This window comes from Novosphingobium aerophilum, from assembly GCF_014230305.1.
Lineage (GTDB): Bacteria > Pseudomonadota > Alphaproteobacteria > Sphingomonadales > Sphingomonadaceae > Novosphingobium > Novosphingobium aerophilum.
Genome location: NZ_JACLAU010000015.1, coordinates 26234 through 52372, shown reverse-complemented (window position 1 = coordinate 52372; position 26139 = coordinate 26234). Strand labels below are relative to the sequence as shown.

Here is a 26139-nt window from a genome sequence, read left to right as displayed (position 1 = left end):
GGGGGAGGTGTCAGACGGCGAATGCCGGCTGACGGAGGGGGCCGGTTGCTGTCCCCCGCCACCCCGCTGCCTGCGGCAGCGCGGTTCCCCTCCCCCGTTGTGCTTCGCAAAACGGGGGAGGATCGGAATGTCCGATCCCGGGCGAGAACGGCCTTTCGCAGTTGGCCAAACCGTCTAAGGCTCCTGGTCGTGCAGCCTTCGCCGTGCCGCAGCAGCCGCGCTTTCCGTCTCGTGATACTCTTTGCTCAGACGGAACTTGCCGATGCGATCATAATGCCTGTCTCCCCGTCGCGACAAATCCTTCATTCGCGAAGATGTAGACCGGAAGAGCCGCCAGAAGACAAACGCGGCCCAAAGCCCACACCAGCCCAAAGCGGCATAATGCAGCCAAGCTGCGTTGCCCGATGCTGAGACAACGAAGAACGGGACTAAAACTGGCAGCAAAAGGAGCTTAACGCGCTGGCCCGATCCATCCCAACATCAGTCAACCCCGTTTGCGGCATGCCAGATACAGCCGGTTCATGCTTGCCCGGGTTCCACCGGACAGGCCCCTAGCCCGCCTCGGCCACAAGCGCGTGCCGATTGCGGATCACCACTTCGCGGCGCGAGGGAAGGTCGATCACGCCTTCGCCCTTGAGGCGGGTGAACTGGCGGCTGACGGTTTCGATGGTCAGGCCCAGCACGTCGGCGATCTGCTGGCGCGAAACGGGCAGGTCGAGACGGATTTCGCCGGCGGGCTCATGATGCTCGCAGCCCGGGCTGGCGGTCCGTTCGGCCATTTCCAGCAGGAAGCTTGCCACCTTCTCGCTGGCCGACTTGCGGCCGAGCAGCAGCATCCAGCGCCGCGTGCGGTCCAGCTCGGTCAGGGTCCGCTGCAGCAGCTTGTGTTCCAACGCGGGGTGTTCGCGGGCGAAGGCATCGAAATCGCGGCGGTTGAACACGCAGACGGTCGCCTCGGTCAGGGCGGTCACGCCGTGGCCGGTGGTGGCGCCGAACGGGCGGCCGATGAAATCGGACGCGAAGACCATGCCGACGATCTGTTCGCGACCATCCTCCGTGCCCGTGGACAGCTTGAGCACGCCATCGATCACGTTGGCGACAAGGACCGAATCGTCCCCTTCCCAGATCAGCGCCTCGCCCGGGGTCAGCGTGCGGGTGCGACCGATGGCGTTGAGGGCGCCGATCTCTTGCGCATCAAGCGCGGCACAGATCGCACGGTTGCGGACGACGCACGTTTCGCAGGAAGCCATCCCTATCCGGTATCACCACCACCCCGCAGACGCAATCCGCCGCCGCCAACCGATTGCCGCAAAAGCCCTTTCCCGCCAGGCGCGACCCGACACCGGCCACCGGGCCGGCGCGGGGGGACTCACAGGATGTCGGCCACACCCGCCAGCCCCTTGCGCAATTGCTCGAGCGCCTGGGCCTTCAACTGGTGGACCCGCGGGATCGACACCCCGAGCACCTCGGCGATCTCGGACAGGTTGAGCTCTTCGACGAAGTACAGCGAGACGACCAACTGAAGCCGTTCCGGCAGGGCGGCGATCGCCCCGGCCACGGCCTCGCGCATCTCGGCGTCGGCCAACTGGTTGAGCACGTCCGGGCGCTGGTCGGCGAAGGCCAAGTCGCTGTCGGAATAGGCATCGTCGATCGATTCGAACCGCATCGGCTCGCTGGCGGCGCGCAGGTCGGCCAGTTCGGTCTCGCTGATCTCCAGCGCCGCGGCGAGTTCCGCCGGGCTGGGATCGCGCCCGAGCTTGCCGCGCAGGGCATCTTCCTGCTCACGCAGTTGGCGCCGCCGCTCGGTGGCGCCCCGCGACAGCGGGATCGAGCGGCGGATCAGATCGACCATGGCCCCCCGCACGCGCATCTTGGCATAGGCCGCGAAGCCGTCCTCGCTGGGGCCCGAGTGGCGCTGGGCGCACTCGGTCAGGGCGACCAGGCCGGCCTGGATGAGGTCCTCCAGCTCGATGCCGGGACGGCCTGAACCATGGACGTGCCAGGCCAGTCGCCGGACCATCGGGAGGAAGCGGCGGACCCGGTCGTTCACGTCACCGCCATAGGCGGCACCGATCGCGGACTTGGCGCCAAAGGATCTGCTGCCAAAGGATGTGGGGTCGTGTTTCATGCGGCCAGCTCTTCTGCGAAGGGGCTATCGGAATGGGACTGGTGGGTCAGCGCGGGCGCCGGCGGTTGTTCGCCGCCGATCACCGCGATGACCTCGATCGGCTGCGCGGGTGGCAGCTCGGCGATCGACAGCACGGTGCATTGCGGGCAGCGCAGCCGCAGCAGGGCGGACAGCGCGCGGCGCGCACGCGGTTGCACGATCAGGGCTGGCGGCAGGGCCATGGGGCCCCGCCCGTCGATGATCGCGCCGATCTGTTCGCCAATCGCGCGGGCCAGGTCCGGCTCGACCATCGGCTGGCCTGTGGTCGGATCCTGCAGGCCCTGGACGATGGCGTTCTCCAGCTTGGCGTCGAGCGTCAGGACCGGCAGCCGTTCCTGCGGGCCGCACAGCCGGCCGACGATCAGCGCGCCAAGGTCGGCCCGGACCAGATCGACCAGGCGATCGTGCTCCAGCGTGATCTGCACCGCCTGCGACAGGCTCTGCAGGATCGGCACCGGATGGCCGAGGGGCACGCCGTCCTCGAGCAGGCTGCGCAGCAGGCGGGTGATGGCGGCAAGCGAGAGCGGTTGCGGATAGACCGTCTCGACCAGGCCGGCCGAATACTCCTTGACGCCCTCCAGGATGGCACGGACCTCGTCCGGGCCCAGCAGGGCCTGCGGCCGTTCGGCCAGGAGCTGGTTGAGGTGAGTGGCGATCACCGTGCTGGCATCGACCGTCAGGAACCCCTCGGCGATGGCATGGTCGCGCGCGGCCGGATCGATCCACAGCGCCGGACAGCCGAAGCTGGGGTCGCGGGTCGGTTCGCCGACCAGGGTGTGATTGTCGCGCGCCTCGCCGGCGTCGATCGCCAGCACCTTGTCCGACCGGATCGTGGCCGTGCCCAGCGGCACCCCGCCCAGCACGATGCGGTAATCGTGCGGCGCCACCTCCAGCGCGTCGCGCACGCGGAACTGGGGCACGATGAAGCCGAACGTCTGGCTGAGCTGCTTGCGCACCCCGGTCACCCGGGTCACGAGCGGCGAACCGCGCCGGTCGTCGACCAGATGGACCAGGCCATAGCCCAGCTCGATCGTGACCAGGGTGTGGTCCGACACGTCGCCCAGCGCGATCTTCTGCGGATCGACCACGGGGGGCAGTTCGAGCACGGGTGCGGGTCGCCGGGCCCGTTGTTGCAGCGTGCGATAAAGCCAGAAGGCGAGCCCCGCCGCGGGCAGGAAGATGGTCTGCGGCATGGCCGGGATCATCCCGATCGCGCCCAGGATCACCGCCACCGGGAGCCAGGTGCGCGGATCGGCGAACTGGCCGCCGATCTGGCCGGCCAGGTCGCGGGTGTCGGACACGCGGGTGACGATCACCGCCGCCGCAATCGACAGCAGCAGCGCGGGGACCTGCGCGACCAGCGCGTCGCCCACCGCCAGGGTGATATAGCGTTCCGCCGCCTCGCCTGCGCTCAGCCCGTGGCTGATCATGCCCAGCACGAAGCCGGCGATGATGTTGACCCCCAGGATCAGCAGCGCGGCGACCGCATCGCCCTTCACGAACTTGCTGGCACCATCCATCGAGCCATAGAAATCGGCCTCGGTCGCCACCTCGCGGCGGCGGGCCTTGGCTTCGTCGGCGGTCAGCAGCCCGGCGGCGAGATCGGCGTCGATCGCCATCTGCTTGCCCGGCAAGGCATCCAGGGTGAAACGCGCGGACACTTCCGACACGCGCCCGGCGCCCTTGGTGACGACCATCAGGTTGATGATCATCAGGATCATGAAGACGAACAGGCCAACCGCGAAGTTGCCGCCGACCAGGAAGGCACCGAAGGCCTCGATCACATGGCCCGCGGCGGCCCCGCCCTCGTGCCCGTTGACCAGCACGACGCGGGTCGAGGCGACGTTGAGCGCCAGGCGCAGCAAGGTGGCGAACAGCAGGACCGAAGGGAATGACGAGAAGTCGAGCGGTTTGGCCGCATTCATCGAGGCCATCAGCACCGCCACCGACAGCGCGATGTTGAGCACGAAGAACACGTCGAGCAGGATCGTCGGCACCGGCACGATCATCAGGCTGATGAGCGTCAGGATTCCTGCCGGAAGCGCGATTGCCGAAGGATTGGAGAGCCGGGCCAGCATTTACAGCCCCAGCGCCGAAAGCCGGCCATAGGCCGTACGGACATGGGCCGGCACGGCCGCGCCCGACGCCTCACCGATCGCGAAGGTCTGGCGCAGGGTCTCGGCCATCGACGGGCGGGCTCCGCTGTCGCTGCCCCCGCCGGCCGCCGCCTGGGCCGCCTGGAAGGCGCGCGCCATCGGACCGCCACTGAACGCCGGCGCGGACGATGGCGCCGCCATGGCGGGATAGGCGGCCCACTGGCCAGCCCACTGCGCGGCATCGCCCCCTTCCATGGCGCCCGCCAGGCGGGTGCGCATCAGGGTCATCACCTCATCGAGGGTGCGCGGCGCGCCATCGGCGCCAAAGAAGATCGCACGGTTGCTCGCCGCCGCCGTGGGCACCACCGAGGCGGCGCTCTGCTGGGGATCGACCGACAGCGCGGAGAGAAACTGGGTGGCGCCCTGGGCCCCCAGGAAATGGGCGAGGTAGAGCTCGGAGGGATCGGGGGCGCGCCCGAGGGCCGAGGTCAGGGCGACCTGGTTGTCGCCGGCCAGCTCCGCCGCCATCAGGGCCGAGGCCTGGGGATCGTGGCGCAGCGCCATCACCTGTGCCCGCATGGCCGGATCGCTGGCCGCCGCCCCGGCCCAGCCCAGGCCATGCTCGGCGCCGTGCTTGCGCAGGGTATCAACCCAGGTGCTGCCCAGGAACTGGTACAACCCGGTCGCGCTGGAGGTGCCGGCCCGCGCATTGGGGTCAAGCCCGGATTCGAGCTTGGCCTGGGCGAGCAGGAAGTTGAAGTCCACGCCAGTGGCCCGGGCAGCCCGCGCGATCGCGGCCCTTGCTGCAACCTGAGGGGCTGCGACCTGAGGGGCTGCGACCTGCGGGGCCGCAACCCGCGGCAGTGGGATGGAACTGTTTGCGATCTCGCTCAAGCGGCTTCCCCGGTTGCGTCGACCGCGGGAAGGCTTGGGCAGCATCCTCGCGACCATCGTCTGCGAGGCTCTTCAGCAAGGGTCGTGCCAAATGCCCTTGGCTCAGGCGTGGGACCCGGCGTAAGCGTAGGCCGGACGGGCGCGATAGAGTTGCGGCGAGCCGACCAGAGCATCGAGGCGCTGAGCCACATTGGCCGCGATCAGGTTGCGAACCTGCCGGTTTACCTCATTCAGACGGCGCGCCGCCTCAAGCAGGCCGCGGCACTCATCGTCGACCTGCGACGGATCACTGCCCTGCAGCAGATCGCACAGGCCCTGCTTGCTGACGGCCGCCCCCATGATGGCGTCCAGGTCGAGCCCGGCAAGCGCCTGCCGTTCTTCCTGCAGCACGGCAACCATCTGCCGGAGGCTGTCGCGCAGCGTGGGAGTCTTGCTCATGCAGGGGTCCTCAGCAGCAGGCCGGCCGCGATCATGGCGTCGGCGATCTTCGCAGGGATCAGGGGATAGTTGCCGGTCTCGATCGCGCGCCGGATGACCTGCACGCGGTCGGTGTCGACCGGGGCCTGGCCCGGGTCGAGCGCCTGGCTGGGCTGGAAGGTCGCCGCCGCGGTGGCTGCCGCGTCGGGCGCGCTTCCTACGGAAGCCTGATCCTTGGCGCCAGCCGTCAGTCTGACGGTTCGCGCATCGATCGTGCCGACTTGCCGCAGCCCAGCGACGCCGGGGCTCGGGATGTTAGGGCTGGATTCGATAGGCATGGTGCCGCTCCGTGTTCTCCACTGAGGCAGAACGGTGGGTTGCAGCGGCTTTTAAGGGGGTCCGACAATTTTTGCCGGAAAGCGGCAATGGCGTGCCGCAGGCCGGCCGACAATGGCCGACCGAGTCTCTGCAAATCAATACCTTGGGCTAGGTATCATTCCCCAGAGAGCTGAACCTCGACCAGGCCGGGACGGACAATCCGGGCGCGCATCGGCTGGCCTCCGGCGGTGGTCGACTTGACCCGGATCCAGGCGCCCACCGCACCTCCATCAAGCGCTTCGCCCGGTTGGGACACGCTGAAGCCGGGGCCGGTGACCGCGATGGTCACCCCTTCCCCGCGCAGCACGGCCGGCGCATCGGCCGGGCCGGCGGTGACCAGCAGCGGCACGAACAGGCGCCAACTGCCGACGTCGGGGCACTGCACCAGCACGGTGTCGCGGCGCGATCCGTACCAGCCGATGCTCAGCGGATTGGCGCAGGGCCGGAGCCGCAGGCGCCGGTCGACCGGCTGGGCTGCACCGCCGGTCGAGCCCAGCGGCACCCCAGTGAACTGGGCGACGGCGGCATCGATCGCGGCCGGATCGGCAAAGGGCGCGGCCCTGGCGGTCGGGACAGCGATCGGAGCCAGCAGCAGGGCGGCGGTGAAGACGAAGGGCTTCATGGCAGGATGTCCTCGCAGGGTCATGCCCGAGCCTGAAGCAAGGGTCATGCCATCAGCGCGACCCGACATCCCAGGTCAGCGTGGCGGACAGGCCATCGCTGGCGGCCGGCTCGACCACGATGCGCGTGGCGGGGGGCAGACGGGGCTGTTCACGCAGCGCGGTTTCGGCGCGGGCGAAGGCGGCCTGCGCCCGGCCCGCCGTGTAGTGCGCGACGATGGTCAGGCGCTGGCGCCGATCGATCGTCTGCGAGGCCAGCCACTCCTGCAGGCTCGGCATATCGGGCCCGGCGCGCCACACCGCGACCGGATCGGCCAGGGCCACGGCCTGAACCGCGGACGGCGGCGGCGGGGGCGGCACGGCGCGGGCATGGCTCTTCTGCTCGCGCGCGAGGGCGGCGGCACAGACCATGAAGAGGATCAGCGACAGGTCGGCCAGGGCAAATTGCCAGCCGACCCCGGCCCGCACCCGCATCACGCCACCTTGCGCGGTTGGTCGGCGCGGCTCTCGCCCCGCCCTTCGCGCCCATGCGGCAAGGCTCCGCCAACCTGTTCGGACAGCCAGTCGATCACCACCTGCCGCTCGCGTTCCTCGCGTTCGGCGGCGCGTTCGACCCAGCGCGCCAGGGGGGCGAGCACCAGATTGGCGGCGAGAATCCCGTACAGCGTGGTCACCACCGCCATGCCGATCGCTCCGGTCACGGCATCGCCGGTGGCCAGTTCGGCCGGCATGCGGTTGAGCGCGACCAGGGTTCCGACCATGCCGAACACCGGCGCCAGCTCGGATGCCTGCGCCAGGACGCGCACCCCGGTCTCGGCCTCGTCGCGGCGGGCCTGGCGATGCCGGGCATGGGCCTTGACCAGCGCCTCGAGCGAGCGGGTGTGGAACAGCGCCTCGGTCGCCTCGGCGAGTTCGCGGTCATCCAGCTTGCGCGGGTTTGCCCGGAGCAGCCCCTCACGGCGGATCTCGCGCACCTGCGGGGCCAGTTCGGCCTTGCCCGCATCGGCGCTGTAATGCGGGCCCCAGGCACGCCGCAAGGCGCGCAGGGTCGCGCCGATTTCGGCAAAGCCGCTGCGCAGCACGGTCGCCAGCACGGTTCCACCGAACACGATCAGCGCAGCCGTTCCATCGATCAGGGTGAGCGCCATCGTGCGGGAGGTCCTTCCGTTGCCCTCCTAAGAACGGCAGCGGCAGGCCGGTTTCAGGCGGGCCCGGCGATTTTTTGCCGCCTTCCGGCACCGGCTTGCCGTCCGCCCCGGTACGGACCGCGCGAACGCCCCTGTCATGAAACTTGGCACGGCCCTTGCAGACCCTCTTGGCACGCGGCGCGCCCGTCGCCCGCACCGGAGAACGCGAATGAGTGAAACCCTGTTCGGCATCCACGGCACCGCCCTGGCATTGCGCTCGCAACGCATGGGCCTGCTCACTTCGAACATCGCCAATGCCGCGACCCCTGGCTACAAGGCCCGCGACATCGATTTCGGCGCCGCACTGAAGGCGGCCGAAAGCGGCCAGAGCCAGAGCCAGGCGGTGAGCGGCGCGATCCGCTATCGGGTTCCGACCATGCCGAGCATGGACGGCAACACGGTCGAGATGATGACCGAGCAGACCGCCTTCGCCGAAAACGCGGTCGGCTACTCGGCAACGCTCCAGTTCATCAAGGGCCGGGTCGAAACCATCACCCGCGCGCTGAAGGGCGACTGACCATGGCCGGTCCCGCCCAGCTCTCGCTGTTCTCGCTCGCCCAGCGCAGCCTCTCCGCGCAGCTCGTGCGGATGAACGCCGCGGCCTCCAACCTGGCCAATGCCGGGACCGTCTCGGGCAGCGACGCCAGCGCCTACAAGCCGCTCCGCCCCGTGTTCCAGACCACGCTCGACCAGACCACCGGCCTTGCCGCCGCCGAGGTGCGGGGCGTGGTGCGCTCCACCGCCGCCGCGATCCGCCAGCACGAACCCGATCACCCGCTGGCCGATGCCAACGGCGATGTCTGGACCGCGCCGGTCGATGAGAATGCCGAGATGGTCGAGATGCTCGATTCCTCGCGCCAGTACCAGAACCTGGTCGAGGCGCTGTCCACCGCCAAGCAACTGATGCTCGAAACGATGAGGATGAAATGACCTCTGTGCTCTCCACCGCCACCGCCGCCGCCGCTTCATCCTCTTCGGCCAGCAAGTCGAAGAACAGCCTGAGCTCGCTGGGCGCAAACGACTTCCTCAAGCTGATGACCGCCCAGCTGCGGCAGCAGGATCCGACCAACCCGACCGACAACTCGGCCATGCTGGCCCAGATGGCCCAGTTCACCTCGCTCTCGCAAGCGACCGAGATGAACAAGGGCATCGCCGAGCTCAACCTCAAGATGGGCGAGATCGCCACCAAGCTCGATGCGGTGCTGACCGCGCAGCAGGCCGCCCAGACCACGTCAACCACTTCACCCAACACCTGACCGGAGACCTACGATGTCCTTCTACACTTCGCTGAACGGCCTCAAGAACGCTCAGGTCGAACTCAACGTGATCGCGCACAACATTGCCAACACCGAAACCAACGGCTTCAAGAAGAGCCGCGTGGAATTTGCCGACATCGTTGCAGGCAATTCGTACATCAACCCCAAGATGATCCAAGGAATTGGCTCATCGGTCGAGGCCATCAACCAGAACTTCACGCTTGGCCCGGTCGAACAGACCGGCGCAGCGCTGGATATGGCGATCAACGGGGACGGGTTCTTCTCAACGGTCAACGCCGTGACCGGCCAGACCTACTATACCCGCAACGGCAGCTTCGAGCTGGATGAATCCGGCTACGTCTCGGACAGCGGCAAGAATCGCCTGCAGGTCTTCGCGACGACCGGTACCGGTTTCGCGACGACCCCCAGTTCGGCCCGGATCAGCTCCACCAATGCGGCGGGCGCCCAGTTCGCCGGGGTCACGGTCAGTGCCACGGGCGAAATCAGCGCATCCTATGCCGATGGCACCAACACCATCGTGGGCAAGGTGGCCCTGGCCAGCTTCGTCGCGCCGGGTGGGCTCAAGCAGGTCGGATCGTCCAACTGGATTGCCACCGGGCTGTCGGGCGTGGCCACCTATGGCGATCCCGGCGACGAGCTTTACGGCGAACTGATGTCGGGCGCGCTCGAGCGGTCGAACGTCGACGTTTCGGAGGAACTGGTCGGCCTGATCACCGCCCAGCGCAACTTCCAGGCCAATGCCAAGGCCATCGATACCGCCACGCAGATCTCGCAGACCGTGATCAACCTGCGGACCTGAACCCCCGCCTGATCCCTGGCCTGATCACCCCCTGACCGTGCCGCCTGACGGAGCCAACCCATGGACCGCCTGATCTACACCGCCTTCTCCGGCCTGAACGCATCGATGGTGCGCCAGCGGGTGATCGCCGCCAACATGGCGAACACCCAGACCATCGGCTACCGCGAGGACACGCTGCAGTTCACGCCGATGACCGTGAAGGGCGACAGCATGGAGGTGCGCGCGCTGAGCGATGGCGAGGTGCGCGGCGCGAACATGGCCGAGGGTTCGCTGACCGAAACCGGGCGCATGCTCGACATCGCCATGGTCGGCAAGGCCATGCTGACGGTCCAGGGCCAGGACGGCCAGGAAGCCTACACCCGCCGGGGCGATCTTTCGATCTCCCCCAGCGGCGTGCTCGAGAACGGCGACGGGCGGCCGGTGATCGGCGAGAACGGACCGATCTCGATCCCGCCGGGCGGGCAGGTTAGCATCGGTCCCGACGGCCAGGTGCTGGTCCGTGATCCGGCAACGCCCAACGCCCCGCCCAACCGGGTGGACCGGCTGAAGCTCGCCACGCCCAACGGCACCCGGATCGAAAAGGGGCTCGACGGCCTGTTCCGCGTCTACGGCGGCGGCGCCCTGCCCAACGATCTCGAAGCCAGGGTCCTGCCCGGCTCGCTCGAGCAGTCCAACGTCAAGCCGAGCGAGGTCCTTGTCCAGATGGTCGAGGCCCAGCGGCTGTTCGATATCCGCACCAAGCTGATCAGCACCGCCAAGGACGTCGACCAGTCCAGCTCGGCCCTGATGCGCCTTACCTGACGGAGTAGTACCCCATGCCTTCCAGCGCCCTTCACGTCGCCCGCACCGGCCTCGAAGCCCAGGACCAGCGGATGCGCGTGATCGCCAACAACCTGGCCAACGTCGGGACCACCGCGTTCAAGCGCGACCGGGCCAACTTCGCCACACTGGCCTATCAGGACGCCCGCGTCGCCGGGCAGCAGTCCTCGACCGAGACCGCCTATGCGACCGGGCTCAACCTGGGCACGGGCGTGGGGGTCCAGTCGACCACCCGGATCGACACCCAGGGCACGCTGCAGACCACCAACAACTCGCTCGACCTGGCACTCGACGGTGACGGCTTCTTCCAGGTCGCCATGCCCGGCGGAGCGCTTGCCTATACCCGCGCCGGCAATTTCAGCCGCTCGGCCCAGGGCCAGCTGGTGACTGCGCAGGGCTATGTCGTGCAGCCGGCGATCACCATCCCGGAAGGGGCGATCTCGCTGACCATATCGGGCGACGGTCTGGTCACGGCCATCGCCCCGGGGCAGACCGAACCGACCCAGCTGGGCCAGCTCACTGTCGCCAGCTTCACCAATCCGGGCGGTCTCAAGGCCCTGGGCGATAACTTCCTGAGCGAGACCGCCGCCAGCGGCCAGGCCCAGATCGGCCTCGCCGGCACCCTGGGCCGCGGCAACATCCGCCAGGGGATGCTCGAAGCGTCAAACGTCAATGTCGTCGAGGAGCTGGTCGACATGATCGAATGCCAGCGCGCCTACGAGGTCAACTCGAAGATGATCTCGGCGGTCGACGAAATGCTCAGAAACGCGAACCAGACGCTGTGACCACCATGACCATGCCCTTCAAGCTCCACCTGCGCCTCTCGAGCGTCCACCTCGCCGGCCTGATGGCCCTGGCGCTTGCCGCCCCGGCCCTCGCCGGCAAGCCGAAGCCCGGGTTCGAGGCCGCCGTGCCGCCCGCGCCGGTCGCCGCCGCGCGCCCGGCCACCGGGGCGATCTTCGACAGCTCGCTCGGCTATGCCTCGCTGATCCAGGGCACCGTGGCCCGGCGCGTGGGGGATCCGGTGACGATCCTGCTGATCGAAAACACCATCACCAACAAGACCGCCGGCTCCAAGACCGGACGCAACGGCAACGTCTCGGTGACCCCGCCCTCGGCCGGGCCGCTGTCCTTCCTCGATCCCAATGCCCTTAATGCTGCCGGCCAATCGTCGTTCAAGGGCGATGGCAGCGCTACGCAGACCAGCCAGTTCAACGGCGCGGTGGGAGTCACCATCGCCGAGGTTCGGCCCAACGGAACCGCGCTGGTCAGAGGAGAAAAGCGCTTGCTGCTCAGCCAGGGTCAGGAATGGATCCAGTTCTCGGGGATCGTGCGCCTGATCGATATCGATCAGCAGAACCAGGTTCGGTCGAACCAGGTGGCCGACGTGCGCGTGGAGTATGCCGGCAACGGATCGATCCAGCGCGCCAGCCGCGAAGGCTGGCTGAGCCGCTTCTTCAACCTGATTACGCCGTTCTGATGGGGCCCGCGATGAACACTGCCCATCCCACCACCCATGTTTCGGCCGTCACCACCCTGCGGCGCAGCCTGGCCCAGGCCATTCGCTGGCTGGTCCTGTCGATCGCCTTCACGCTGATGGCCGCGCCGGTTCATGCCGAGCGTGTGCGCGATCTGGGCGAATTCCAGGGCGTCCGCTCGAACCAACTGACCGGCTATGGCATCGTCGTCGGGCTCGACGGCTCGGGGGACGACAACCTCGAATACCTGACCCAGGCGATGCGGGGCACAGCCGGGAGGATGGGCGTGCAACTGCCGCCCGGCATCTCGCCGGGGCTCAAGAACGCGGCGGCAGTGATGATCACAGCCGATCTGCCCGCCTTCGCCAAGCCCGGCCAGCACATCGATGTCACCGTCTCCGCCATCGGCAAGGCCAAGAGCCTGCGGGGCGGCGCACTGATTCTGTCGCCGCTCTATGGCGCCGACGGCCAGATCTACGCGATGGCCCAGGGCAACCTGGCGGTCGGCGGGCTCGGCGTATCGGGCCGCGACGGCTCGAAGCTGTCGGTCAACGTGCCCACCGTCGGGCGCATTCCGGAAGGGGCCAGCGTCGAGCGCGCGGTCGCGACCGGGTTCGACAGCAGCGCCGAACTGCGCTGGAACCTGTACCAGGCCGATTTCCTCACCGCCGCGCGGGTCCGTGACGCGATCAACGCGCGCTATCCCGGCACGGCCCGGGTGGAGGACGGGGTAACCCTGTCGCTCGCCCTGCCCGCCACGCCCGACAGCCGCGCCTCGGTGATGGCGGCGATCGAGATGCTCAACGTGGTCCCGGCCGAAACCCAGGCCAAGGTGATCGTCAACAGCCGCACCGGCACCGTGGTGATCAACAGCGCAGTGCGCCTGGCGCCGGCCGCGATCAGCCACGGCAAGCTGGTGCTGAAAGTGGACGAGAAGGTCCAGGTCAGCCAGCCCGCGCCGTTCAGCCAGGGTCAGACCGCGGTCACCCCGAACAGCCAGGTCAATGCCGAGGAACAGGGCAGCCACCTGGTCCTGACCAAGGGCGGTGCCTCGCTGGCCAAGGTGGTCGATGCGCTCAACCTCCTCGGAGTGGGGCCGTCCGACCTGGTCGAGATCCTCCAGGCGCTCAAGCAGGCCGGTGCGCTCAAGGCCGAGATGGAGGTGCTATGACCCCGCTCTCCGCCACCGCCAGCCCGCTCTCGCTGCAGCCCAGGGTCCCGAGTGACCGGGAGAAGCTGTCGCAGGCTGCCCAGCAGTTCGAGGCGATCTTCGTCCGCCAGATGCTGGCCAGCGCCCGCGCCGCGAAGCTGGGCGGCGACGATGCGCTGTTCGGTGGCCAGGGGCTCGACACCTTCCGCCAGATGCAGGACGAACACTTCGCCGACATCGCCGCCCGCCAGGGTGCGCTGGGTTTTGCCAAGTCGCTCGAAACCCAGCTGGCCGCGGCCGCCGGACTGGCTCCGGCCGCCCCGGCTCCGGGCAAGCAGGAGGGCTGACGCATGGCCTCCGATCTTCTCGCCATCGGCCGCAGCGGTGCCCAGGCGGCACGGGTGGCGCTGGACGTCACCGCCCAGAACATCGCCAATGCCTCGTCCGAAGGCTATGTCCGCCGCTCGGCCCGGATGGCCGAGGTCAGCTCGACCGGTGGCTTCGGCCGGGTTGGCGACGTTTCGCTGTCGGGCGTGCGGCTCGACGCTGTGGTCCGCAACGCCGACCTGTTCCGCCAGGCCGAAGTCCGCCGCACCGGGGCCGACGCCGCGCGGGCGGGCGCCGAAGTGGCCGGACTGGAGAACACCGAGGCCGCCATCGAGCAGTCGCGGGTCTACGATGCCGTGGTCAAGTTCGAGGGCTCGCTCCAGCAGCTCGTCGGCAACCCCACCTCGGAATCGCTGCGCGCCAGCGTCATCGAGGAAGCACGGACCATGGCCGGCAGCTTCAACATCGCCTCAAAGGCGCTGGATTCGGCCGGGGCCGGGCTGCGCTTCGAAGCCACCGACGGGATCGGTCAGGTCAACACCCTGGCCGCGCAGCTCAGCCAGGTGAACCTGCGGCTGGCCCGCGCGTCCGACGCCAGCAGCGACCAGACCGCCCTGCTCGACCAGCGCGACCGCCTGCTGCAGCAGCTGTCCAATTTCACCGACGTGACCACCACCGTGGCGGTGGACAACACGGTCAGCGTGCAGATCGGTGGCAGCACCGGACCGTTGCTGGTCCAGGGGGGAACCGCGCAGACCCTGGCCATGACCACGGCAACCGATGGCACGATCACCTTCAACCTGGGCGGCACGCCCGTGGCCCTGGTCGGGGGTTCGCTGGCCGGCAAGGGCCAGGCCCTGACCAAGCTCGCCGCGATCCGGACCAATCTCGACACGATCGCCAAGTCGGTGATCGATACGGTCAACGCGGCGCAGACCGCGGGTGTCACCCTGAATGGCACCGCCGGGCAGGCGATGTTCAGCGGCACCACGGCGGCAACCATGTCGCTGGTGCTGACCAACGGCACCGGGATCGCAACGGCTCCGGCCGGGGCCGCCGCCAACAGCCGCGACGCGACCAACCTCAACGCGCTGCGTTCGGCACTGGCCGCCAACGATCCGGCCAAGGCGCTCGACGCCTTGCTGTTCGACATCTCGGGCACGGTCGCCGGCCGCAAGGTCACGCGCGACGCGCTGCAGACCATCGCCAACACCGCCTCGGTCAGCCTCCAGTCGCAGGCCGGCGTGGATCTTGATCAGGAAGCGGTAAACCTTGTCCGCTATCAGCAGGCCTTTCAGGCTTCGGGCAAGGTCATGCAGACCGCCAAGGACATCTTCGACACCCTGCTCGCCATCCGCTGAGGACTAGACTGCCATGCCCATCGTCAGCACCAGCACCAGCGCCTTCTACGATCGCTCGACGATGGACATCGCCGATCTGCGCAAGCGTGCCGAGGGCCTCCAGGCCGACCTGTCGCGCGGGCAGCGGATCTCGCGGTCGTCCGACGACCCGGTCGGCGCCTCGCGCCTGCGCCAGCTGCAGCGGGCCGACTCGCTGTCGCAGATCGATGTCGCCAACGCTGCCAAGGCCACGGCCGACCTGCAGCTCACCGATGGCGCGCTGGGCTCGCTGGCCGACTATGTGATCCGCCTGAGGGAGCTCACCACCCAGGCCGCCAACGGCACGATGACCGCGGCCACCCGGTCGGGCATCGGCACCGAGATCGAGGCGATCCGCAACAACATCATCCAGCTTGCCAATTCGCGCGATGCCGCAGGGAACGCGCTGTTCGGCGGGCAATCGGCCGGCGATGCCTACAGCATCGACGCTGCCGGCAACGCCACCTACATCGGGACCGCCACGGCCGGCGACCTGCCGCTCGGCGATGGCCAGAACGTGACCCGCGCGCTGACCGGGCCGGAGGTGTTCAACTTCTCGGTCAACGGCAATCCGACCAACCTGCTCGACGCGTTGAAGACCCTGGCCGATGCGTTCAAGGCCGGCGGGGCGGGGGCGCAGCAGGCAGCGCAGGATGGCCTTGCCGCCCTCAACCAGGGGCTGGACGCGGTCACCACCGCGCAAACCGTGGTCGGCAGCCGGTTGTCGTGGATCGATCTCACCACCGAACGCCGGACCAACCTGGGCGAACTGCGCGCCAACGAGGAGAGCGACGTCGGCGGGACCGACATCGCCGCGACGGTGGCCAAGCTGCAGGAAACCATGACCGTGCTGGAGGCCAGCCAGGCCAGCTTCACCAAGCTGGCCAGCCTGTCGCTGTTCCAGCTGCTCCGCTGATGCCGGCCGCCCAGGCTGCGTGATCCTCTGACTTACGGGAATCTGATCGAATGTTCGCTGGTATCGGTATCGTTGTCCTGCTGGTCATGGTGTTTGGCGGCTTCGCCATCACGGGCGGTGCGCTGGGCCCGGTCATGGAGGCGATCCCGCACGAGATGCTGATCATCGGCGGTGCGGCGATCGGCGCGACGATCACCGGCAACTCGATGCACGAGCTCAAGCTGATCGGCGGCGCCTTCGGCAAGATCTTCAAGGGTCCCCAGCACACCAAGCAGGACCACATCGACGCGATCATCCTGGCCACGCGGCTGATGAAGCTGCTCCGCTCGGAAGGCCCGGTCGCGCTCGAAGCCCATGTCACCGATCCCAAGTCGTCGACCCTGTTCGCCGAGTTCCCGCGGCTCCTCGCCAACAAGGCGCTGATCGACCTTGTCTGCGACACGCTGACGCTGATCGTGGTCAGCTCGGGCACGCTGGAAGTCCATGCCGTGGAAGAGGTCATGGACAACGCCATGAAGACCCATTTCCACGAAATGCACGAACCGCAGCACGCGCTGCAGAACCTGGCCGATGCTCTCCCCGCCCTGGGGATCGTCGCGGCGGTGCTCGGCGTGGTGAAGACCATGGGCTCGATCGACAAGCCACCGGCGATCCTGGGGGCGATGATCGGTTCGGCGCTGGTCGGCACCTTCATGGGCGTGCTGCTCGCTTACGGCATGGTTGCGCCGATGGCCGGACGCCTCAAGCAGGTGATCGAGCAGGACGAGCAGATCTTCCACGCGGTCAAGCAGGTGATCATCGCCAGCCTGCACGGGTGGCCGCAGCCGCTGGTCGTCGAAAGCGCGCGTTCGGGGCTGGGCCACGCCTTCCGGCCCGGCCTGTCCGAGCTGCTCGACAGCCTGCGCGGCCGGTAAGGGGAACGCCCAGTCATGGCTGGACCCGCCAAGCGTGGCAAGAACGAGCCGCCGCCACCAATCATCGTCAAGAAGGTCACGGTCATCGCCGGGGGGCACCACGGTGGTGCCTGGAAGGTCGCCTATGCCGACTTCGTGACCGCCATGATGGCCTTCTTCCTGCTGATGTGGCTGCTGGGCGCCACAACCGAAAAGCAGCGCAAGGGCATCGCCGACTACTTCACCCCAACCCTGGTCAAGATGCGCCAGCAGAGCGCCGGGTCCAACGGGCTGCTGGGGGGGAGCTCTATCACCGATGCGGATAACTATCCTCATCGTGCGGGCCAAACTGGCATAAAAACCATGACCATCCCGCGGGACACCACCGGCGGGCCCAAGGAAGGTGCCGGGCGGATCAAGCGGATGCAGCAGAAGCTGGCGGAAAAGCTGGCCAAGTCGGACAGCCTGCGCCGGCTCGCCAACCAGGTGAAGATGGTCCAGACCGCCGAGGGAATCCGCATCGATCTGGTCGACAATGCCAACTTCTCGATGTTCCGGCTCGGCACCACGGTCCTGACCCCGGACGCGACGCAGCTGCTGATGGCGCTGGGCCAGACGATCTCGCCCGAACCCGGCACGCTGATGATCCGCGGCCACACCGATGCCATGCCCTACAAGGCGGCCGATCCGCTCGCCAACAACTGGTCGCTCTCCGCCGGCCGCGCCGAAGCGACCCGCCAATCGCTGATGCGCAACGGCATCCGCGAGGACCGCTTCAAGCGGATCGAGGGCGTGGCCGACCGCGAGTTGTTGATTCCCACCGATCCGCACGATCCGCGCAACCGCCGGATCTCGATCGTGATCGCGAACTGAGCGGACCAGACCGGGAACAAACCCGTCTTATTCTCACCTCTGCCCGGTTGCGCTACCGGTCGTCCCGTCAACGGGGGACCGGACCATGGCACGACGCAAGACAGCGCAGGATCACCTGAACAGCGGGCGCCAGCCGCACATCGTCGAGATGATTCCGCCCGGCGCACCCGGCTTCCGCGAGGCGGCCGGCGGGGCCATGGTGGTCTCGTCCCCCCACGAGGTCGATGGCCTGGTCCGGCAGCTGCGACCGGGCGAGGTGATCACCCTGGACGCGCTGCGCGCGGCCCTGGCGCGCCGCCACGGGGTGGCCGTGGCCTGCCCGGTCTCGACCGCCATTTTCCTCAACATGGCGGCCCGCGCGGCCGAGGAGCGGCGCGAGATGGGCGTTTCCGATCACGAGCTCACTCCGTGGTGGCGGGTGCTCAAGACCGGGGGCTTCCTCAACCCCAAGTTCCCCGGCGGGACCGATCGTCAGGCCGAGCTGCTCGCCGCCGAAGGGATTCGCGTCTCGCCGCTGCGCCGCCAGCCGGCCGTGTTCGACTTCGCCGAACGCCGGCCCTCCGATCCGATCGAGGAACGCGGATGACCTGGCCGTCCTCCGCCCGCGGGACTCAGTCGTAGATCGGCCGCAACACCTTATCGAGGTGGTAGCGGGTCAGCGCCATCGAGCCGAGCAGATCGGGCGAACCGTCGTACTCGATCGACATCCAGCCCTGGAAGCCGTGCTCCTTCAGCAGGCGGTACAAGCCGGGCAGGTCAAGCTCGCCCAGGCCCGGCTCCCAGAACCAGCGCGTGCCATCGTCGGTGATCTCCGGATCCTGGGCATAGCGCACGCTGTCCGGCTGCCGGGCCGAGGCCGTATCCTTCAGGTGGAACGTGCTGATCCGGTCATGATAGTCCGAATAGAAGGTCAGCAGGTCCTCGCCCATGATCGAGATCTGCGCGGTATCGATGCAGTAATGGACCAGGGCGGGGTCGGTCAGTTCGATCAGTTCGCGGTGGTTGGGCAGGTTGATGGCGCAGAAGAACTCGTTGTGCAGGCCGATCTTCACCCCGTGATCGGTGGCATAGCGGCCGATCTCGTTCATCACCCGCGCGCAGTGTTGCACCTCCTCGCGGCTGAGCGGCCCGGTGCCGAAATAGTTCTGGGTGGGGCAGGTGTTCATGTGGGTCCCGCCGAACCGCACGATCGTATCGACCGCCTCGCGCCCGGCGCGGACCGCTTCGTCAAAGTGGTCGGCAGCGTGCGAGGCGTGGGCCCCGTGGAACATGCCGATCACCTCGACCCCGCGCTCCCGGGCAAAGTCGGCGAAGGCCTCGGGCGAGCCGAACAGCGGCAGAATGTCCGCCAGGTCCCACGGCGCGATCTCGATCCCTTCGAACCCCAGCGCGGCCTGGTACTTCAGGATGGAGTCCCAGTCCGAATAGTAGGCGGTGTTGGTCTTGTCCTCATAGTAGAAGTCGCGGAAATTGGGGATCTGGCGATAAGGGATCGCCTTCCAGTGGCACATATTGGCGTAACGGATGTTGGGCATCGCGGGATCTCCGTACGGCGTTAGCGCGGCAGCTGGTCGAGCAGGTGCCGGATCCGCAGCAGCGCCCGGAACGGATCGCGGGTCTGGCGTGCGCTGCAGGTGATCGGACCGTCATAGCCGAGCGCATCGAGCCGGGCGGTTATGCCGGCAAGATCGACCGAGCCGGTGCCCGGATCGCGAAACACCTGGGTGGCCCGCTCGCGCGGGAATTCGGGGTTGGGACTTTTCCAGACCTCGCCGGGATCCACGAAGTCGGTGTCGGTCAGATGAACGCACCCGATCCGGCCGACATGCGCGTCGAGAAACGCGGCGGGATCGATCCCGGCGACGAACAGGTGGGCAGTATCGAGATCGATCCGGACCGAGGAGGGCAGGGCATCGGCCAGCTGCAGGATCCGCTCACCGCCGAACAGGCCCCAGTAGTCCGGACGCAGCGCCAGGGTGACCCCCAGCCCCTCGGCCCGCTCGGCCAGCCCCGTCAGCCAGGTCACGGTGCGATCGGTGAAGGCCGAGCGCTGGGCCTCCAGATCGGGGTGGTACTGCGCGATCCGGCCATAACCTGGCGTCGGGCTGATCGCGAGATAGTCGGCGCCCAGATCGGCGGCATGGGCCAGGGCCTCACCGGCGAAATGGCCACCGGCGCCGAAATAGAAGTCCAGGCTGGCGTTGCGCATGAACAGGTTGGGGTCGAAACAGACGCCGCGGACCCGATCAATTCCGCTCTCGGCCAGAACCCGGCGGTAACCGGCGGCGTCGCCATACTTGGCATTCACGCAATAGCGGTTGAACGGGACCCCGCTGCGGCCACCGAACTGCCAGACCGGCTCGTAGGGCAACTCGATTGCCGCAAACCCCGCGGCGGCGACCAGCGGATAGAGCTCTTCCCAGAAGTACCGGCTTTCGAAGCGGTTGCGGTTGGGCTCCTGGTAATGACGATTGATCAGGTCGAGGCTGATCGCGATCGCGGCGGTATCCATGGGCAGGCCTCGGGCTCCTCGGACGGGCCTGCTCGACCGGCGGGCCATCTGGTGGGACGGGCCGCGTTATGGGCGCCTCCCATCGCATCACATACAAATCAGAATTTTTATACTAATCTGAGGCGCGGGACAGTCAAGCCGGAAGCGGTGCGGCGACACTGGCCGGGCGGCGGCGTCCCGCCTACGCCCGCAGCGATGGCAGGTCGGCAAGGCCGCACCAAGAGAAGCCCGCCCGGCGCGCGGCCGGACGGGCTTGCCTGGTCTCCCCCGGAGACGGTGATGACTTTGCGGGAGCCGGGCTCAGCCGGCGAACGAACCCGTCGTGCTGCACTTGCCGAGGATCGCCGCGGCCAGCTCTTCGAGCGGGAGCGGGGTCTGCACCGCGCCGGCGGCGATCGCCGCGGCCGGGGCCTCGCCCACGGTGGCGCTCGCCGGATCCTGGGCGAAGGTGGCGGCGCCGGCATCGCGCAGCAGCTTGAGCCCCTTGGCGCCGTCCTCGCCCATGCCGGTCAGCACGGCGCCCACGGCGGGAACCCCCGCGCGGGCCATGGTGCCGAACAGCAGGGTGGCCGAAGGGCGCGCGCCTTCCACCGGATCGCGCGCGACCAGGCGGACCTTGGGCGGCTGGCCAGCCTCGATCAGGGCGTGGCAGCTCGGATCGGCGGCGATGTGGATCGTTCCCGCGGTCAGCGCAGCCCCATCGGTGGCGGCCTTGACCGTACAGGGCAGCTGGTCCGACATGCGGTTGACGAAGGCATCGACCACCATCGGTTCAAGCCCGAGGGTGATGATCGTCGGCGGGCACTGGGCCGGCCACGAGGCCAGGAGGTCACCCAGCGCGTCGATCCCGCCCATCGAGGCGGACAGCGCCACGACGTGGCCGTTCCAGTCGAACTGGGCCCCGGCCGCCGCGGCGACCTTGGCCTCGGCCGCGCGCTTGCGGGTGTTGGCATCCTTCACGTTGCTGTTGGCCGCGGCGAGCACGATCTTGCCGAGCTTGCCGACGGTCTTGGCGAACTGTTCCGGGGTGGCCTTCAACGGCTTGGGGAAGCATTCGACCGCGCCCAGCTCGTAGGCCTTGAGCGAGGTGTCGGTGCCGGCCTGGGTCAGCGAGCTCAGCATGACCACCGGCATCGGCTTGTCTTCCATGATCTCCTTGAGGAAATCGATCCCGCTCATCCCCGGCATCTCGACATCAAGGGTCAGCACGTTGGGCTTCAGCTCGACGATCTGCTTGCGCGCCTCGTCGGCGCTGGCGGCGGTGCCGACAACCACCACGTTCTTCGTCTGGTCGAGCAGATCGGAAAACAGCGCGCGCATCGCGGCAGAATCGTCGACAACGAGAACTCGGGCTTCGTGCATGGAATCACCTTGTTGGTCCGGGCCCCGGGCGAGCGGGGCACATGTCCAGCGTGTATCTGCGCAATTCATTCCATCCGCTTGCCCGCCCCCCCGCAAAGTTCCTTAACATGGGCGTAAGCCAGCCTTTGTGTCCCTTTTCCTATGACCCGTCGGAATGCCCGCCCCCGGTCCGGCCGGTGGCGTGGCAGAGACGGACTTAAGGCGGCCGCATCCAGCGGCCGAACACAGGGGTATTGATGCAGACGATCACCCTTCCCGAGCGCTGCGATCGCGCTGCCGCTGAGGCGCTGTTGCCCGAATTCGTCGCCGCGATCGGCAGCGGGCCGCTGCGCGTGGACGGCACGGGCACCAAGCAGTGCGGACAGGCCATGTTGCAACTACTGGTCAGCGCCCGCCGCACCGGCGAGGGCACGCGGATCGATCCCTCGCCCGCGCTGATCGACATCGCCCTGCTGACCGGGCTCGATCGCGAACTGTTCGACGAAGGGGCCGCGGCATGAACCCCGAGGAAATCCAGGGCATCTTCTTCGCCGAGTGCGACGAATCGCTGCAGGCCGCCGAGGCGGGCCTTGCCGCGTGCCAGGCCGGCACCCACGACAGCGAAACGATCAACGCCATCTTCCGCGCGGTCCATTCGATCAAGGGCGGCGCCGGGGCCTTCGGGTTCGAGGCCCTGCAGGGCTACACCCATGTGTTCGAGACCCTGCTGTCCGACGTGCGCGACGGCACCGTCGCGCTCACCGCTCCGCTGGTCGACCTGCTGCTGCGCGCGCTCGACACGCTGAGCGACCATGTCAGCGCCGCGCGCGGCGAGGGTGACACCCCGGCCGACGCCCGGCTGCTGGCCGAACTCGAGGCAGCCCAGGCGCGCAACGCCGGAGCCGCTCCGGCCGTGGTCGCCGAAGAGCCGGCCCCGACTTCCGCGCCGGTTGCGACGCCCGCATCATCGGGTGCGATCGCGATGGGGGATGACGACAATGCCGTGGCGGTCGATCTCGATTCGCTGCTGGATTCGCTGACCGACGATTTTGCCCCCGCGCCCGCGGCCGAGCCCGCCGAGGCGCCCGAATGGCTGGTCCATGTCCGTCCCCATGCCGGGGCCATGACCAATGGCGGCGAACCCGTGCTGCTGCTGCGCGAACTGGCGCGGCTGGGCGGACGCTGCGTCCAGGTCGATTGCGGCGCGGTCCCGGCGCTCGATCTGCTCGACTGGCGCACCGGCTACCTCGGCTGGACCTTCGCCATGCCCGGCTCGGTCGATGAGGCCGAGGTCCGCGACGTGTTCGACTTCGTCGGCGACGACTGCGGCGTGGCGATCGGCGCCGATGCGGCGATGCCCGCGGTCCGCCAGGCCGCGCCGGCTGCCCCGGCCGCGCCGCCCGTCGCCAGTGCCCCGGCCGCGGAGGCCGTGACTCCGGTCCCGGCCCAGCCGGGTGCACCCGCCAGCGAACAGGCCCAGTCGGCCGCCAACACCCCGGCACCGCCGGCACCGCCGGTCGCCGGCCAGTCGATCCGCATCGATCTGGTCAAGCTGGACCGGCTGATCGACACCGTGGGCGAGCTGGTGATCGCCCAGGCCATGCTGGCCCAGCGCCTGTCGAACGAGAATGTGACCGCGATCGAGGAGCTCGGCATGCTCGAGACCCTGACGCGCGACATCCAGGAAAGCGCGATGGCGATCCGCGCCCAGCCGATCGGATCGGTGTTCAGCCGCGTGCCGCGCATCCTGCGCGAACTGGCCGCGACTACCGGCAAGCACGTCCGGCTCGAGGTCTCGGGCGAGAGCACCGAGCTTGACAAGACCGTGATCGAGAAGCTGGGCGAGCCGCTCACCCACCTGATCCGCAACGCGGTCGACCACGGCATCGAAAGCGCCGAGGAGCGTGTCGCCGCGGGCAAGCCGGCCGAGGGCACGGTCTCGCTGTCGGCCGAGCATCGTTCGGGCCGGATCCACATCCGCATCGCCGACGACGGCAAGGGCATCGACCAGAAGCGCGTGCTCGCCAAGGCGATCGAAAAGGGCATCGTGGCTCCCGACGCGCAACTGACCCGCGAGGAAATCGATCACCTGATCTTCGCCCCCGGCTTCTCCACCGCCGAGCAGGTCTCGAACATTTCCGGCCGCGGCGTCGGCATGGACGTGGTGCGCCAGTCGGTGAAGGACCTGGGCGGTCGCATCACCATCGAGAGCGAACAGGGCAAGGGCACGGCCTTCATCCTGACCCTGCCGCTGACCCTCGCCATCTCCGAGGGCATGATCATCAACGTCGGCGATCAGTCGCTGGTCGTGCCGCTGGCCAATGTCGTGGAAAGCCTGCGCCCCGGCGCGGGAGACGTGAAGGGCCTGGGCGTGGGGCGGCAGATGCTCAACGTCCGCGGCAAGTTCCTCCCCATCCTGCCGCTGCACGACCTGGTCGGTGCAGCCGGCGAGCCGGCCTCGCCCGAGAACGGCGTGCTGGTGGTGGTCGAGACCGAGGCCGCGGGCCAGGCGGCCCTGCTGGTCGACGGCATTTCGGACCAGCGCCAGTTCGTGATCAAGAGCCTGGAGACGCACTACCGCTCGATGGAAGGCGTCGCCGGCGCGACGATCCTGGGCGACGGCTGCGTCGCGCTGATCCTTGATGTGGACAGCCTGGTCGCCAATGCGGCCATGACCCTGCTGCGCCAGCCGCTGCGGGACGCGGCCTGATGCTGGCAGACGATCTCTCGGGCGCGCTCGCCGGGATCAGTCCCGGCGTGTACAGCGCGCGCGACTTCGAGGCGATCAGCGCGATCGTCTACCGGGGTGCGGGAATCGTCCTGGCTCCGTCGAAGGCCATGCTGGTCTATTCGCGGCTCGCGCCGATGGTGCGCGACACGAACTGCGGCACTTTCGCGAACTATGTCGAGAAGATCGAGCATGACGCCACCGAACGCACCCGGGCGATCGAGGCGCTGACCACCAACCACACCTTCTTCTACCGCGAGGCCCATCATTTCGAGCATTTCGCCGCCGAGGTCCGCCCCGAACTGCTCCAGCGGATCGCCGCGCGCGAGCCGGTGCGGATGTGGAGCGCGGCCTGCTCGAGCGGCGAGGAGGTCTGGTCGCTGGTCCTGACGCTGCTGGGATCCGATCGCGCCGCGGCCCGTCCGATCCTGGGCTCGGACACGCTGGTGCTGGCCACCGACCTGGCCAGCCACGTGATCGCCAAGGCCAATGCCGCGAGCTATGCGGCGAGCGATCTCGAGCCGATCCCGGCCGAATTGCGCAACCCCTGGACCGAAGTGCGGGGCGCCACCGCGCAAATCTCGGGCGAGGCGCGCAACCTGGTGCGGTTCAAGCTGCTCAACCTGCTGGGCGAGTGGCCCCTGTCGCGTCCGTTCGACGTGATCTTCTGCCGCAACGTGATGATCTATTTCGACCAGCCGACCAAGGAACGGCTGGTCGCCCGCCTCGCGGCCCAGCTGCGCCCGGGCGGCTTTCTCTACATCGGCCATTCCGAGCGCGCCACCGGCCCCGCCGAACGCGAGCTCGTGCAGGTCGGACCCACGATTTACCAGCGGAGGGCTGCATGACCATTCGAGTCGTTGTCGTTGAGGATTCGCCCACCATGCGCGCGATCCTGATGGCGCGCCTGTCGGAGGAACCCGACATCAAGGTGGTGGCGACCGCCGCCAACGCCGCCGAGGGGCGCGAGCTGATCCGGCAGTTCGATCCCGACGTGGTCACGCTCGACATCGAGATGCCGGGCATGAACGGGCTCGACTTCCTCGACAAGATCATGGCGCTGCGGCCCACCCCGGTGATCATCATCTCGGGCGCGACCCAGGAGGGCGCCGCCACCACCGCCGAGGCGCTCGCCCGCGGCGCAGTGGCCTGCTACGCCAAGGCCCAGGGCGGCAGCGCCTTCAAGGACGGCCGCCTGGCCGACATGATCCGCGAAGCCTCGCAGGTGCGGTTCCAGCGTCCGGCCGTGGCACCGCGCCCGGCGGCGCCGGCCCCCGCCCCGGTCAGCAATGTCACCGCCATGCCGCGCCGTTCCGGTCCGCCCAGCCTGGTGGCGATCGGATCGTCGACCGGCGGGGTCGAGGCGCTCCACGCGGTGCTCTCGGCCTTCCCGATCGATTGCCCGCCCACGGTCATCGTCCAGCACGTCAACGCGCGCTTTGCCCCGTCGATCGCCCAGTCGCTGGACCAGGCCTGCCCGCCGCGCGTGCTGATCGCCGAGCCGGACATGCCGCTGCGCCCCGGCCACGTCTATCTTGCCCCCGGCGACGATCGCCACCTGACGGTTTCCGGCACGTCGAGCGGGTTCCACGCCCGCCTGCGGCCGGGCCAGCCGATCAGCGGCCACATGCCCAGCGTCGATGCCCTGTTCCTCTCGGTGGCCGAGCGGGTCGGCGCCGCCGCGGCCGGCATCCTCCTCACCGGGATGGGCAGCGACGGGGCCCAGGGCCTGCTCGCCATGCACCGCGCCGGGGCGCTGACTATCGCCCAGGACGAGGCGACCTGCACCGTGTTCGGCATGCCGCGGGCGGCGATCGCCCTGGGCGCGGCCGGCGTGGTCGCGCCGCTCACCAGCATCCCGGCCCAGATCTTCCGGATGGCAGCCTGA

Annotated in this window: 30 protein-coding genes; 18 read left to right on the top strand and 12 right to left on the bottom strand. The window is 68.6% G+C overall.

The window, feature by feature from the left end; genetic code table 11:
* Positions 1 to 551: 551 nt before the first annotated feature.
* The 9 genes from H7F49_RS10705 to H7F49_RS10665 all read right to left on the bottom strand — a co-directional run bounded on the left by H7F49_RS10705 (position 552) and on the right by H7F49_RS10665 (position 7720).
* Positions 552 to 1250 (bottom strand): Crp/Fnr family transcriptional regulator, encoded by a 699-nt coding sequence (locus H7F49_RS10705; protein ID WP_185683591.1) that lies wholly within the window; start codon positions 1248 to 1250, stop codon positions 552 to 554.
* A 119-nt stretch (positions 1251 to 1369) separates the two neighbouring features.
* Positions 1370 to 2128, bottom strand: a complete 759-nt coding sequence (locus H7F49_RS10700; RefSeq protein WP_185683590.1) for a sigma-70 family RNA polymerase sigma factor — start codon at positions 2126 to 2128, stop codon at positions 1370 to 1372.
* Entirely contained in the window at positions 2125 to 4245 is a 2121-nt protein-coding gene (locus tag H7F49_RS10695) for a flagellar biosynthesis protein FlhA (protein WP_185683589.1), read from the bottom strand. Before H7F49_RS10695 ends, H7F49_RS10700 begins: the two co-directional genes overlap by 4 nt.
* The gene (locus tag H7F49_RS10690) at positions 4246 to 5028 is read right to left on the bottom strand and encodes a lytic transglycosylase domain-containing protein (protein ID WP_328806670.1); all 783 of its coding nucleotides are present in this window, start codon (positions 5026 to 5028) and stop codon (positions 4246 to 4248) included.
* Positions 5029 to 5259: 231 nt separating this feature from the next.
* Positions 5260 to 5595, bottom strand: a complete 336-nt coding sequence (locus tag H7F49_RS10685; protein WP_235982085.1) for a flagellar protein FlgN — start codon at positions 5593 to 5595, stop codon at positions 5260 to 5262.
* Positions 5592 to 5912, bottom strand: coding sequence for a flagellar biosynthesis anti-sigma factor FlgM (locus H7F49_RS10680; protein ID WP_185683588.1), 321 nt, complete (start codon positions 5910 to 5912; stop codon positions 5592 to 5594). Before H7F49_RS10680 ends, H7F49_RS10685 begins: the two co-directional genes overlap by 4 nt.
* Positions 5913 to 6067: 155 nt before the next feature.
* Positions 6068 to 6574: a flagella basal body P-ring formation protein FlgA gene (locus H7F49_RS10675; protein ID WP_185683587.1), complete on the bottom strand. Its 507-nt coding sequence runs from the start codon at positions 6572 to 6574 to the stop codon at positions 6068 to 6070.
* Positions 6575 to 6626: 52 nt separating this feature from the next.
* Positions 6627 to 7046, bottom strand: coding sequence for a hypothetical protein (locus H7F49_RS10670; RefSeq protein WP_185683586.1), 420 nt, complete (start codon positions 7044 to 7046; stop codon positions 6627 to 6629).
* Positions 7046 to 7720, bottom strand: a complete 675-nt coding sequence (locus H7F49_RS10665; RefSeq protein WP_185683585.1) for a MotA/TolQ/ExbB proton channel family protein — start codon at positions 7718 to 7720, stop codon at positions 7046 to 7048. Before H7F49_RS10665 ends, H7F49_RS10670 begins: the two co-directional genes overlap by 1 nt.
* A 208-nt stretch (positions 7721 to 7928) precedes the next feature.
* On the opposite strand from H7F49_RS10665, the gene flgB reads away from it, so the two are divergent.
* The 14 genes from flgB (at position 7929) to H7F49_RS10595 (ending at position 18256) form a co-directional block, all read left to right on the top strand.
* Positions 7929 to 8276, top strand: a complete 348-nt coding sequence (gene flgB, locus H7F49_RS10660) for a flagellar basal body rod protein FlgB (protein WP_185683584.1) — start codon at positions 7929 to 7931, stop codon at positions 8274 to 8276.
* A gap of 2 nt (positions 8277 to 8278) precedes the next feature.
* The gene (flgC, locus tag H7F49_RS10655) at positions 8279 to 8689 is read left to right on the top strand and encodes a flagellar basal body rod protein FlgC (RefSeq protein WP_185683583.1); all 411 of its coding nucleotides are present in this window, start codon (positions 8279 to 8281) and stop codon (positions 8687 to 8689) included.
* Complete coding sequence (locus H7F49_RS10650; RefSeq protein WP_185683582.1) at positions 8686 to 9015, top strand: flagellar hook assembly protein FlgD; 330 nt, start codon at positions 8686 to 8688, stop codon at positions 9013 to 9015. Before flgC ends, H7F49_RS10650 begins: the two co-directional genes overlap by 4 nt.
* Before the next feature lie 13 nt (positions 9016 to 9028).
* On the top strand, positions 9029 to 9835 hold the full coding sequence (locus tag H7F49_RS10645; protein ID WP_185683581.1) for a flagellar hook-basal body protein: 807 nt from the start codon (positions 9029 to 9031) through the stop codon (positions 9833 to 9835).
* A 60-nt stretch (positions 9836 to 9895) separates the two neighbouring features.
* A complete protein-coding gene (locus tag H7F49_RS10640) occupies positions 9896 to 10636 on the top strand; it encodes a flagellar basal body rod protein FlgF (protein ID WP_185683580.1) in 741 nt (246 codons plus the stop codon).
* A 14-nt stretch (positions 10637 to 10650) separates the two neighbouring features.
* Positions 10651 to 11439, top strand: coding sequence for a flagellar basal-body rod protein FlgG (gene flgG, locus H7F49_RS10635; RefSeq protein ID WP_185683579.1), 789 nt, complete (start codon positions 10651 to 10653; stop codon positions 11437 to 11439).
* A 5-nt stretch (positions 11440 to 11444) separates the two neighbouring features.
* A complete protein-coding gene (locus H7F49_RS10630; protein WP_235982084.1) occupies positions 11445 to 12134 on the top strand; it encodes a flagellar basal body L-ring protein FlgH in 690 nt (229 codons plus the stop codon).
* A gap of 11 nt (positions 12135 to 12145) precedes the next feature.
* Positions 12146 to 13303 carry a flagellar basal body P-ring protein FlgI gene (locus H7F49_RS10625; RefSeq protein WP_185683578.1) on the top strand — a complete coding sequence of 386 codons (1158 nt, stop codon included), beginning with the start codon at positions 12146 to 12148 and terminating at the stop codon, positions 13301 to 13303.
* On the top strand, positions 13300 to 13629 hold the full coding sequence (locus H7F49_RS10620; protein ID WP_185683577.1) for a rod-binding protein: 330 nt from the start codon (positions 13300 to 13302) through the stop codon (positions 13627 to 13629). Before H7F49_RS10625 ends, H7F49_RS10620 begins: the two co-directional genes overlap by 4 nt.
* Before the next feature lie 3 nt (positions 13630 to 13632).
* Positions 13633 to 14970, top strand: coding sequence for a flagellar hook-associated protein FlgK (gene flgK, locus H7F49_RS10615; RefSeq protein ID WP_185683576.1), 1338 nt, complete (start codon positions 13633 to 13635; stop codon positions 14968 to 14970).
* A 13-nt stretch (positions 14971 to 14983) separates the two neighbouring features.
* Positions 14984 to 15904, top strand: a complete 921-nt coding sequence (locus tag H7F49_RS10610) for a flagellin N-terminal helical domain-containing protein (protein ID WP_185683575.1) — start codon at positions 14984 to 14986, stop codon at positions 15902 to 15904.
* Between the two features lie 50 nt (positions 15905 to 15954).
* The gene (gene motA, locus H7F49_RS10605) at positions 15955 to 16818 is read left to right on the top strand and encodes a flagellar motor stator protein MotA (protein ID WP_185683574.1); all 864 of its coding nucleotides are present in this window, start codon (positions 15955 to 15957) and stop codon (positions 16816 to 16818) included.
* A 15-nt stretch (positions 16819 to 16833) separates the two neighbouring features.
* Complete coding sequence (locus H7F49_RS10600; RefSeq protein WP_185683573.1) at positions 16834 to 17670, top strand: flagellar motor protein MotB; 837 nt, start codon at positions 16834 to 16836, stop codon at positions 17668 to 17670.
* Positions 17671 to 17755: 85 nt separating this feature from the next.
* A complete protein-coding gene (locus tag H7F49_RS10595) occupies positions 17756 to 18256 on the top strand; it encodes an MGMT family protein (protein WP_185683572.1) in 501 nt (166 codons plus the stop codon).
* A 25-nt stretch (positions 18257 to 18281) separates the two neighbouring features.
* Here H7F49_RS10595 and H7F49_RS10590 read toward each other — a convergent pair whose 3' ends face one another.
* From H7F49_RS10590 to H7F49_RS10580, 3 genes are all read right to left on the bottom strand, one after another.
* The gene (locus H7F49_RS10590; RefSeq protein ID WP_185683571.1) at positions 18282 to 19205 is read right to left on the bottom strand and encodes a sugar phosphate isomerase/epimerase family protein; all 924 of its coding nucleotides are present in this window, start codon (positions 19203 to 19205) and stop codon (positions 18282 to 18284) included.
* A gap of 20 nt (positions 19206 to 19225) precedes the next feature.
* Positions 19226 to 20182: a sugar phosphate isomerase/epimerase family protein gene (locus H7F49_RS10585; protein ID WP_185683570.1), complete on the bottom strand. Its 957-nt coding sequence runs from the start codon at positions 20180 to 20182 to the stop codon at positions 19226 to 19228.
* Positions 20183 to 20482: 300 nt separating this feature from the next.
* Complete coding sequence (locus H7F49_RS10580) at positions 20483 to 21544, bottom strand: chemotaxis protein CheB (RefSeq protein WP_185683569.1); 1062 nt, start codon at positions 21542 to 21544, stop codon at positions 20483 to 20485.
* A 236-nt stretch (positions 21545 to 21780) separates the two neighbouring features.
* Here H7F49_RS10580 and H7F49_RS10575 point away from each other — a divergent pair, with 236 nt between their 5' ends.
* Genes H7F49_RS10575 through cheB form a run of 4 tightly spaced genes read left to right on the top strand, consistent with a single transcriptional unit; the run spans position 21781 to position 26139 of the window.
* Positions 21781 to 22044 carry an STAS domain-containing protein gene (locus tag H7F49_RS10575; RefSeq protein ID WP_185683568.1) on the top strand — a complete coding sequence of 88 codons (264 nt, stop codon included), beginning with the start codon at positions 21781 to 21783 and terminating at the stop codon, positions 22042 to 22044.
* Complete coding sequence (locus H7F49_RS10570) at positions 22041 to 24233, top strand: chemotaxis protein CheA (protein ID WP_185683567.1); 2193 nt, start codon at positions 22041 to 22043, stop codon at positions 24231 to 24233. Before H7F49_RS10575 ends, H7F49_RS10570 begins: the two co-directional genes overlap by 4 nt.
* A complete protein-coding gene (locus H7F49_RS10565; RefSeq protein WP_185683566.1) occupies positions 24233 to 25099 on the top strand; it encodes a CheR family methyltransferase in 867 nt (288 codons plus the stop codon). Before H7F49_RS10570 ends, H7F49_RS10565 begins: the two co-directional genes overlap by 1 nt.
* Positions 25096 to 26139 carry a chemotaxis-specific protein-glutamate methyltransferase CheB gene (gene cheB, locus H7F49_RS10560; RefSeq protein WP_185683565.1) on the top strand — a complete coding sequence of 348 codons (1044 nt, stop codon included), beginning with the start codon at positions 25096 to 25098 and terminating at the stop codon, positions 26137 to 26139. The genes H7F49_RS10565 and cheB overlap by 4 nt, the downstream gene beginning before the upstream one ends.

What these genes read in the sequence shown, in the direction of transcription:
- H7F49_RS10570 (WP_185683567.1), top strand. Translation starts at nt 22,041, where the DNA reads ATGAACCCCGAGGAAATCCAGGGCATCTTCTTCGCCGAGTGCGACGAA.
- H7F49_RS10595 (WP_185683572.1), top strand. Translation starts at nt 17,756, where the DNA reads ATGGCACGACGCAAGACAGCGCAGGATCACCTGAACAGCGGGCGCCAG.
- cheB (WP_185683565.1), top strand. Translation starts at nt 25,096, where the DNA reads ATGACCATTCGAGTCGTTGTCGTTGAGGATTCGCCCACCATGCGCGCG.
- H7F49_RS10700 (WP_185683590.1), bottom strand. Translation starts at nt 2,128, where the DNA reads ATGAAACACGACCCCACATCCTTTGGCAGCAGATCCTTTGGCGCCAAG.
- flgB (WP_185683584.1), top strand. Translation starts at nt 7,929, where the DNA reads ATGAGTGAAACCCTGTTCGGCATCCACGGCACCGCCCTGGCATTGCGC.
- H7F49_RS10625 (WP_185683578.1), top strand. Translation starts at nt 12,146, where the DNA reads ATGAACACTGCCCATCCCACCACCCATGTTTCGGCCGTCACCACCCTG.
- motA (WP_185683574.1), top strand. Translation starts at nt 15,955, where the DNA reads ATGTTCGCTGGTATCGGTATCGTTGTCCTGCTGGTCATGGTGTTTGGC.
- H7F49_RS10685 (WP_235982085.1), bottom strand. Translation starts at nt 5,595, where the DNA reads ATGAGCAAGACTCCCACGCTGCGCGACAGCCTCCGGCAGATGGTTGCC.
- H7F49_RS10680 (WP_185683588.1), bottom strand. Translation starts at nt 5,912, where the DNA reads ATGCCTATCGAATCCAGCCCTAACATCCCGAGCCCCGGCGTCGCTGGG.
- flgC (WP_185683583.1), top strand. Translation starts at nt 8,279, where the DNA reads ATGGCCGGTCCCGCCCAGCTCTCGCTGTTCTCGCTCGCCCAGCGCAGC.
- H7F49_RS10620 (WP_185683577.1), top strand. Translation starts at nt 13,300, where the DNA reads ATGACCCCGCTCTCCGCCACCGCCAGCCCGCTCTCGCTGCAGCCCAGG.
- H7F49_RS10565 (WP_185683566.1), top strand. Translation starts at nt 24,233, where the DNA reads ATGCTGGCAGACGATCTCTCGGGCGCGCTCGCCGGGATCAGTCCCGGC.
- H7F49_RS10645 (WP_185683581.1), top strand. Translation starts at nt 9,029, where the DNA reads ATGTCCTTCTACACTTCGCTGAACGGCCTCAAGAACGCTCAGGTCGAA.
- flgK (WP_185683576.1), top strand. Translation starts at nt 13,633, where the DNA reads ATGGCCTCCGATCTTCTCGCCATCGGCCGCAGCGGTGCCCAGGCGGCA.
- H7F49_RS10670 (WP_185683586.1), bottom strand. Translation starts at nt 7,046, where the DNA reads ATGCGGGTGCGGGCCGGGGTCGGCTGGCAATTTGCCCTGGCCGACCTG.
- H7F49_RS10640 (WP_185683580.1), top strand. Translation starts at nt 9,896, where the DNA reads ATGGACCGCCTGATCTACACCGCCTTCTCCGGCCTGAACGCATCGATG.
- H7F49_RS10630 (WP_235982084.1), top strand. Translation starts at nt 11,445, where the DNA reads ATGACCATGCCCTTCAAGCTCCACCTGCGCCTCTCGAGCGTCCACCTC.
- H7F49_RS10575 (WP_185683568.1), top strand. Translation starts at nt 21,781, where the DNA reads ATGCAGACGATCACCCTTCCCGAGCGCTGCGATCGCGCTGCCGCTGAG.
- flgG (WP_185683579.1), top strand. Translation starts at nt 10,651, where the DNA reads ATGCCTTCCAGCGCCCTTCACGTCGCCCGCACCGGCCTCGAAGCCCAG.
- H7F49_RS10610 (WP_185683575.1), top strand. Translation starts at nt 14,984, where the DNA reads ATGCCCATCGTCAGCACCAGCACCAGCGCCTTCTACGATCGCTCGACG.
- H7F49_RS10580 (WP_185683569.1), bottom strand. Translation starts at nt 21,544, where the DNA reads ATGCACGAAGCCCGAGTTCTCGTTGTCGACGATTCTGCCGCGATGCGC.
- H7F49_RS10585 (WP_185683570.1), bottom strand. Translation starts at nt 20,182, where the DNA reads ATGGATACCGCCGCGATCGCGATCAGCCTCGACCTGATCAATCGTCAT.
- H7F49_RS10665 (WP_185683585.1), bottom strand. Translation starts at nt 7,720, where the DNA reads ATGGCGCTCACCCTGATCGATGGAACGGCTGCGCTGATCGTGTTCGGT.
- H7F49_RS10705 (WP_185683591.1), bottom strand. Translation starts at nt 1,250, where the DNA reads ATGGCTTCCTGCGAAACGTGCGTCGTCCGCAACCGTGCGATCTGTGCC.
- H7F49_RS10600 (WP_185683573.1), top strand. Translation starts at nt 16,834, where the DNA reads ATGGCTGGACCCGCCAAGCGTGGCAAGAACGAGCCGCCGCCACCAATC.
- H7F49_RS10590 (WP_185683571.1), bottom strand. Translation starts at nt 19,205, where the DNA reads ATGCCCAACATCCGTTACGCCAATATGTGCCACTGGAAGGCGATCCCT.
- H7F49_RS10650 (WP_185683582.1), top strand. Translation starts at nt 8,686, where the DNA reads ATGACCTCTGTGCTCTCCACCGCCACCGCCGCCGCCGCTTCATCCTCT.
- H7F49_RS10695 (WP_185683589.1), bottom strand. Translation starts at nt 4,245, where the DNA reads ATGCTGGCCCGGCTCTCCAATCCTTCGGCAATCGCGCTTCCGGCAGGA.
- H7F49_RS10675 (WP_185683587.1), bottom strand. Translation starts at nt 6,574, where the DNA reads ATGAAGCCCTTCGTCTTCACCGCCGCCCTGCTGCTGGCTCCGATCGCT.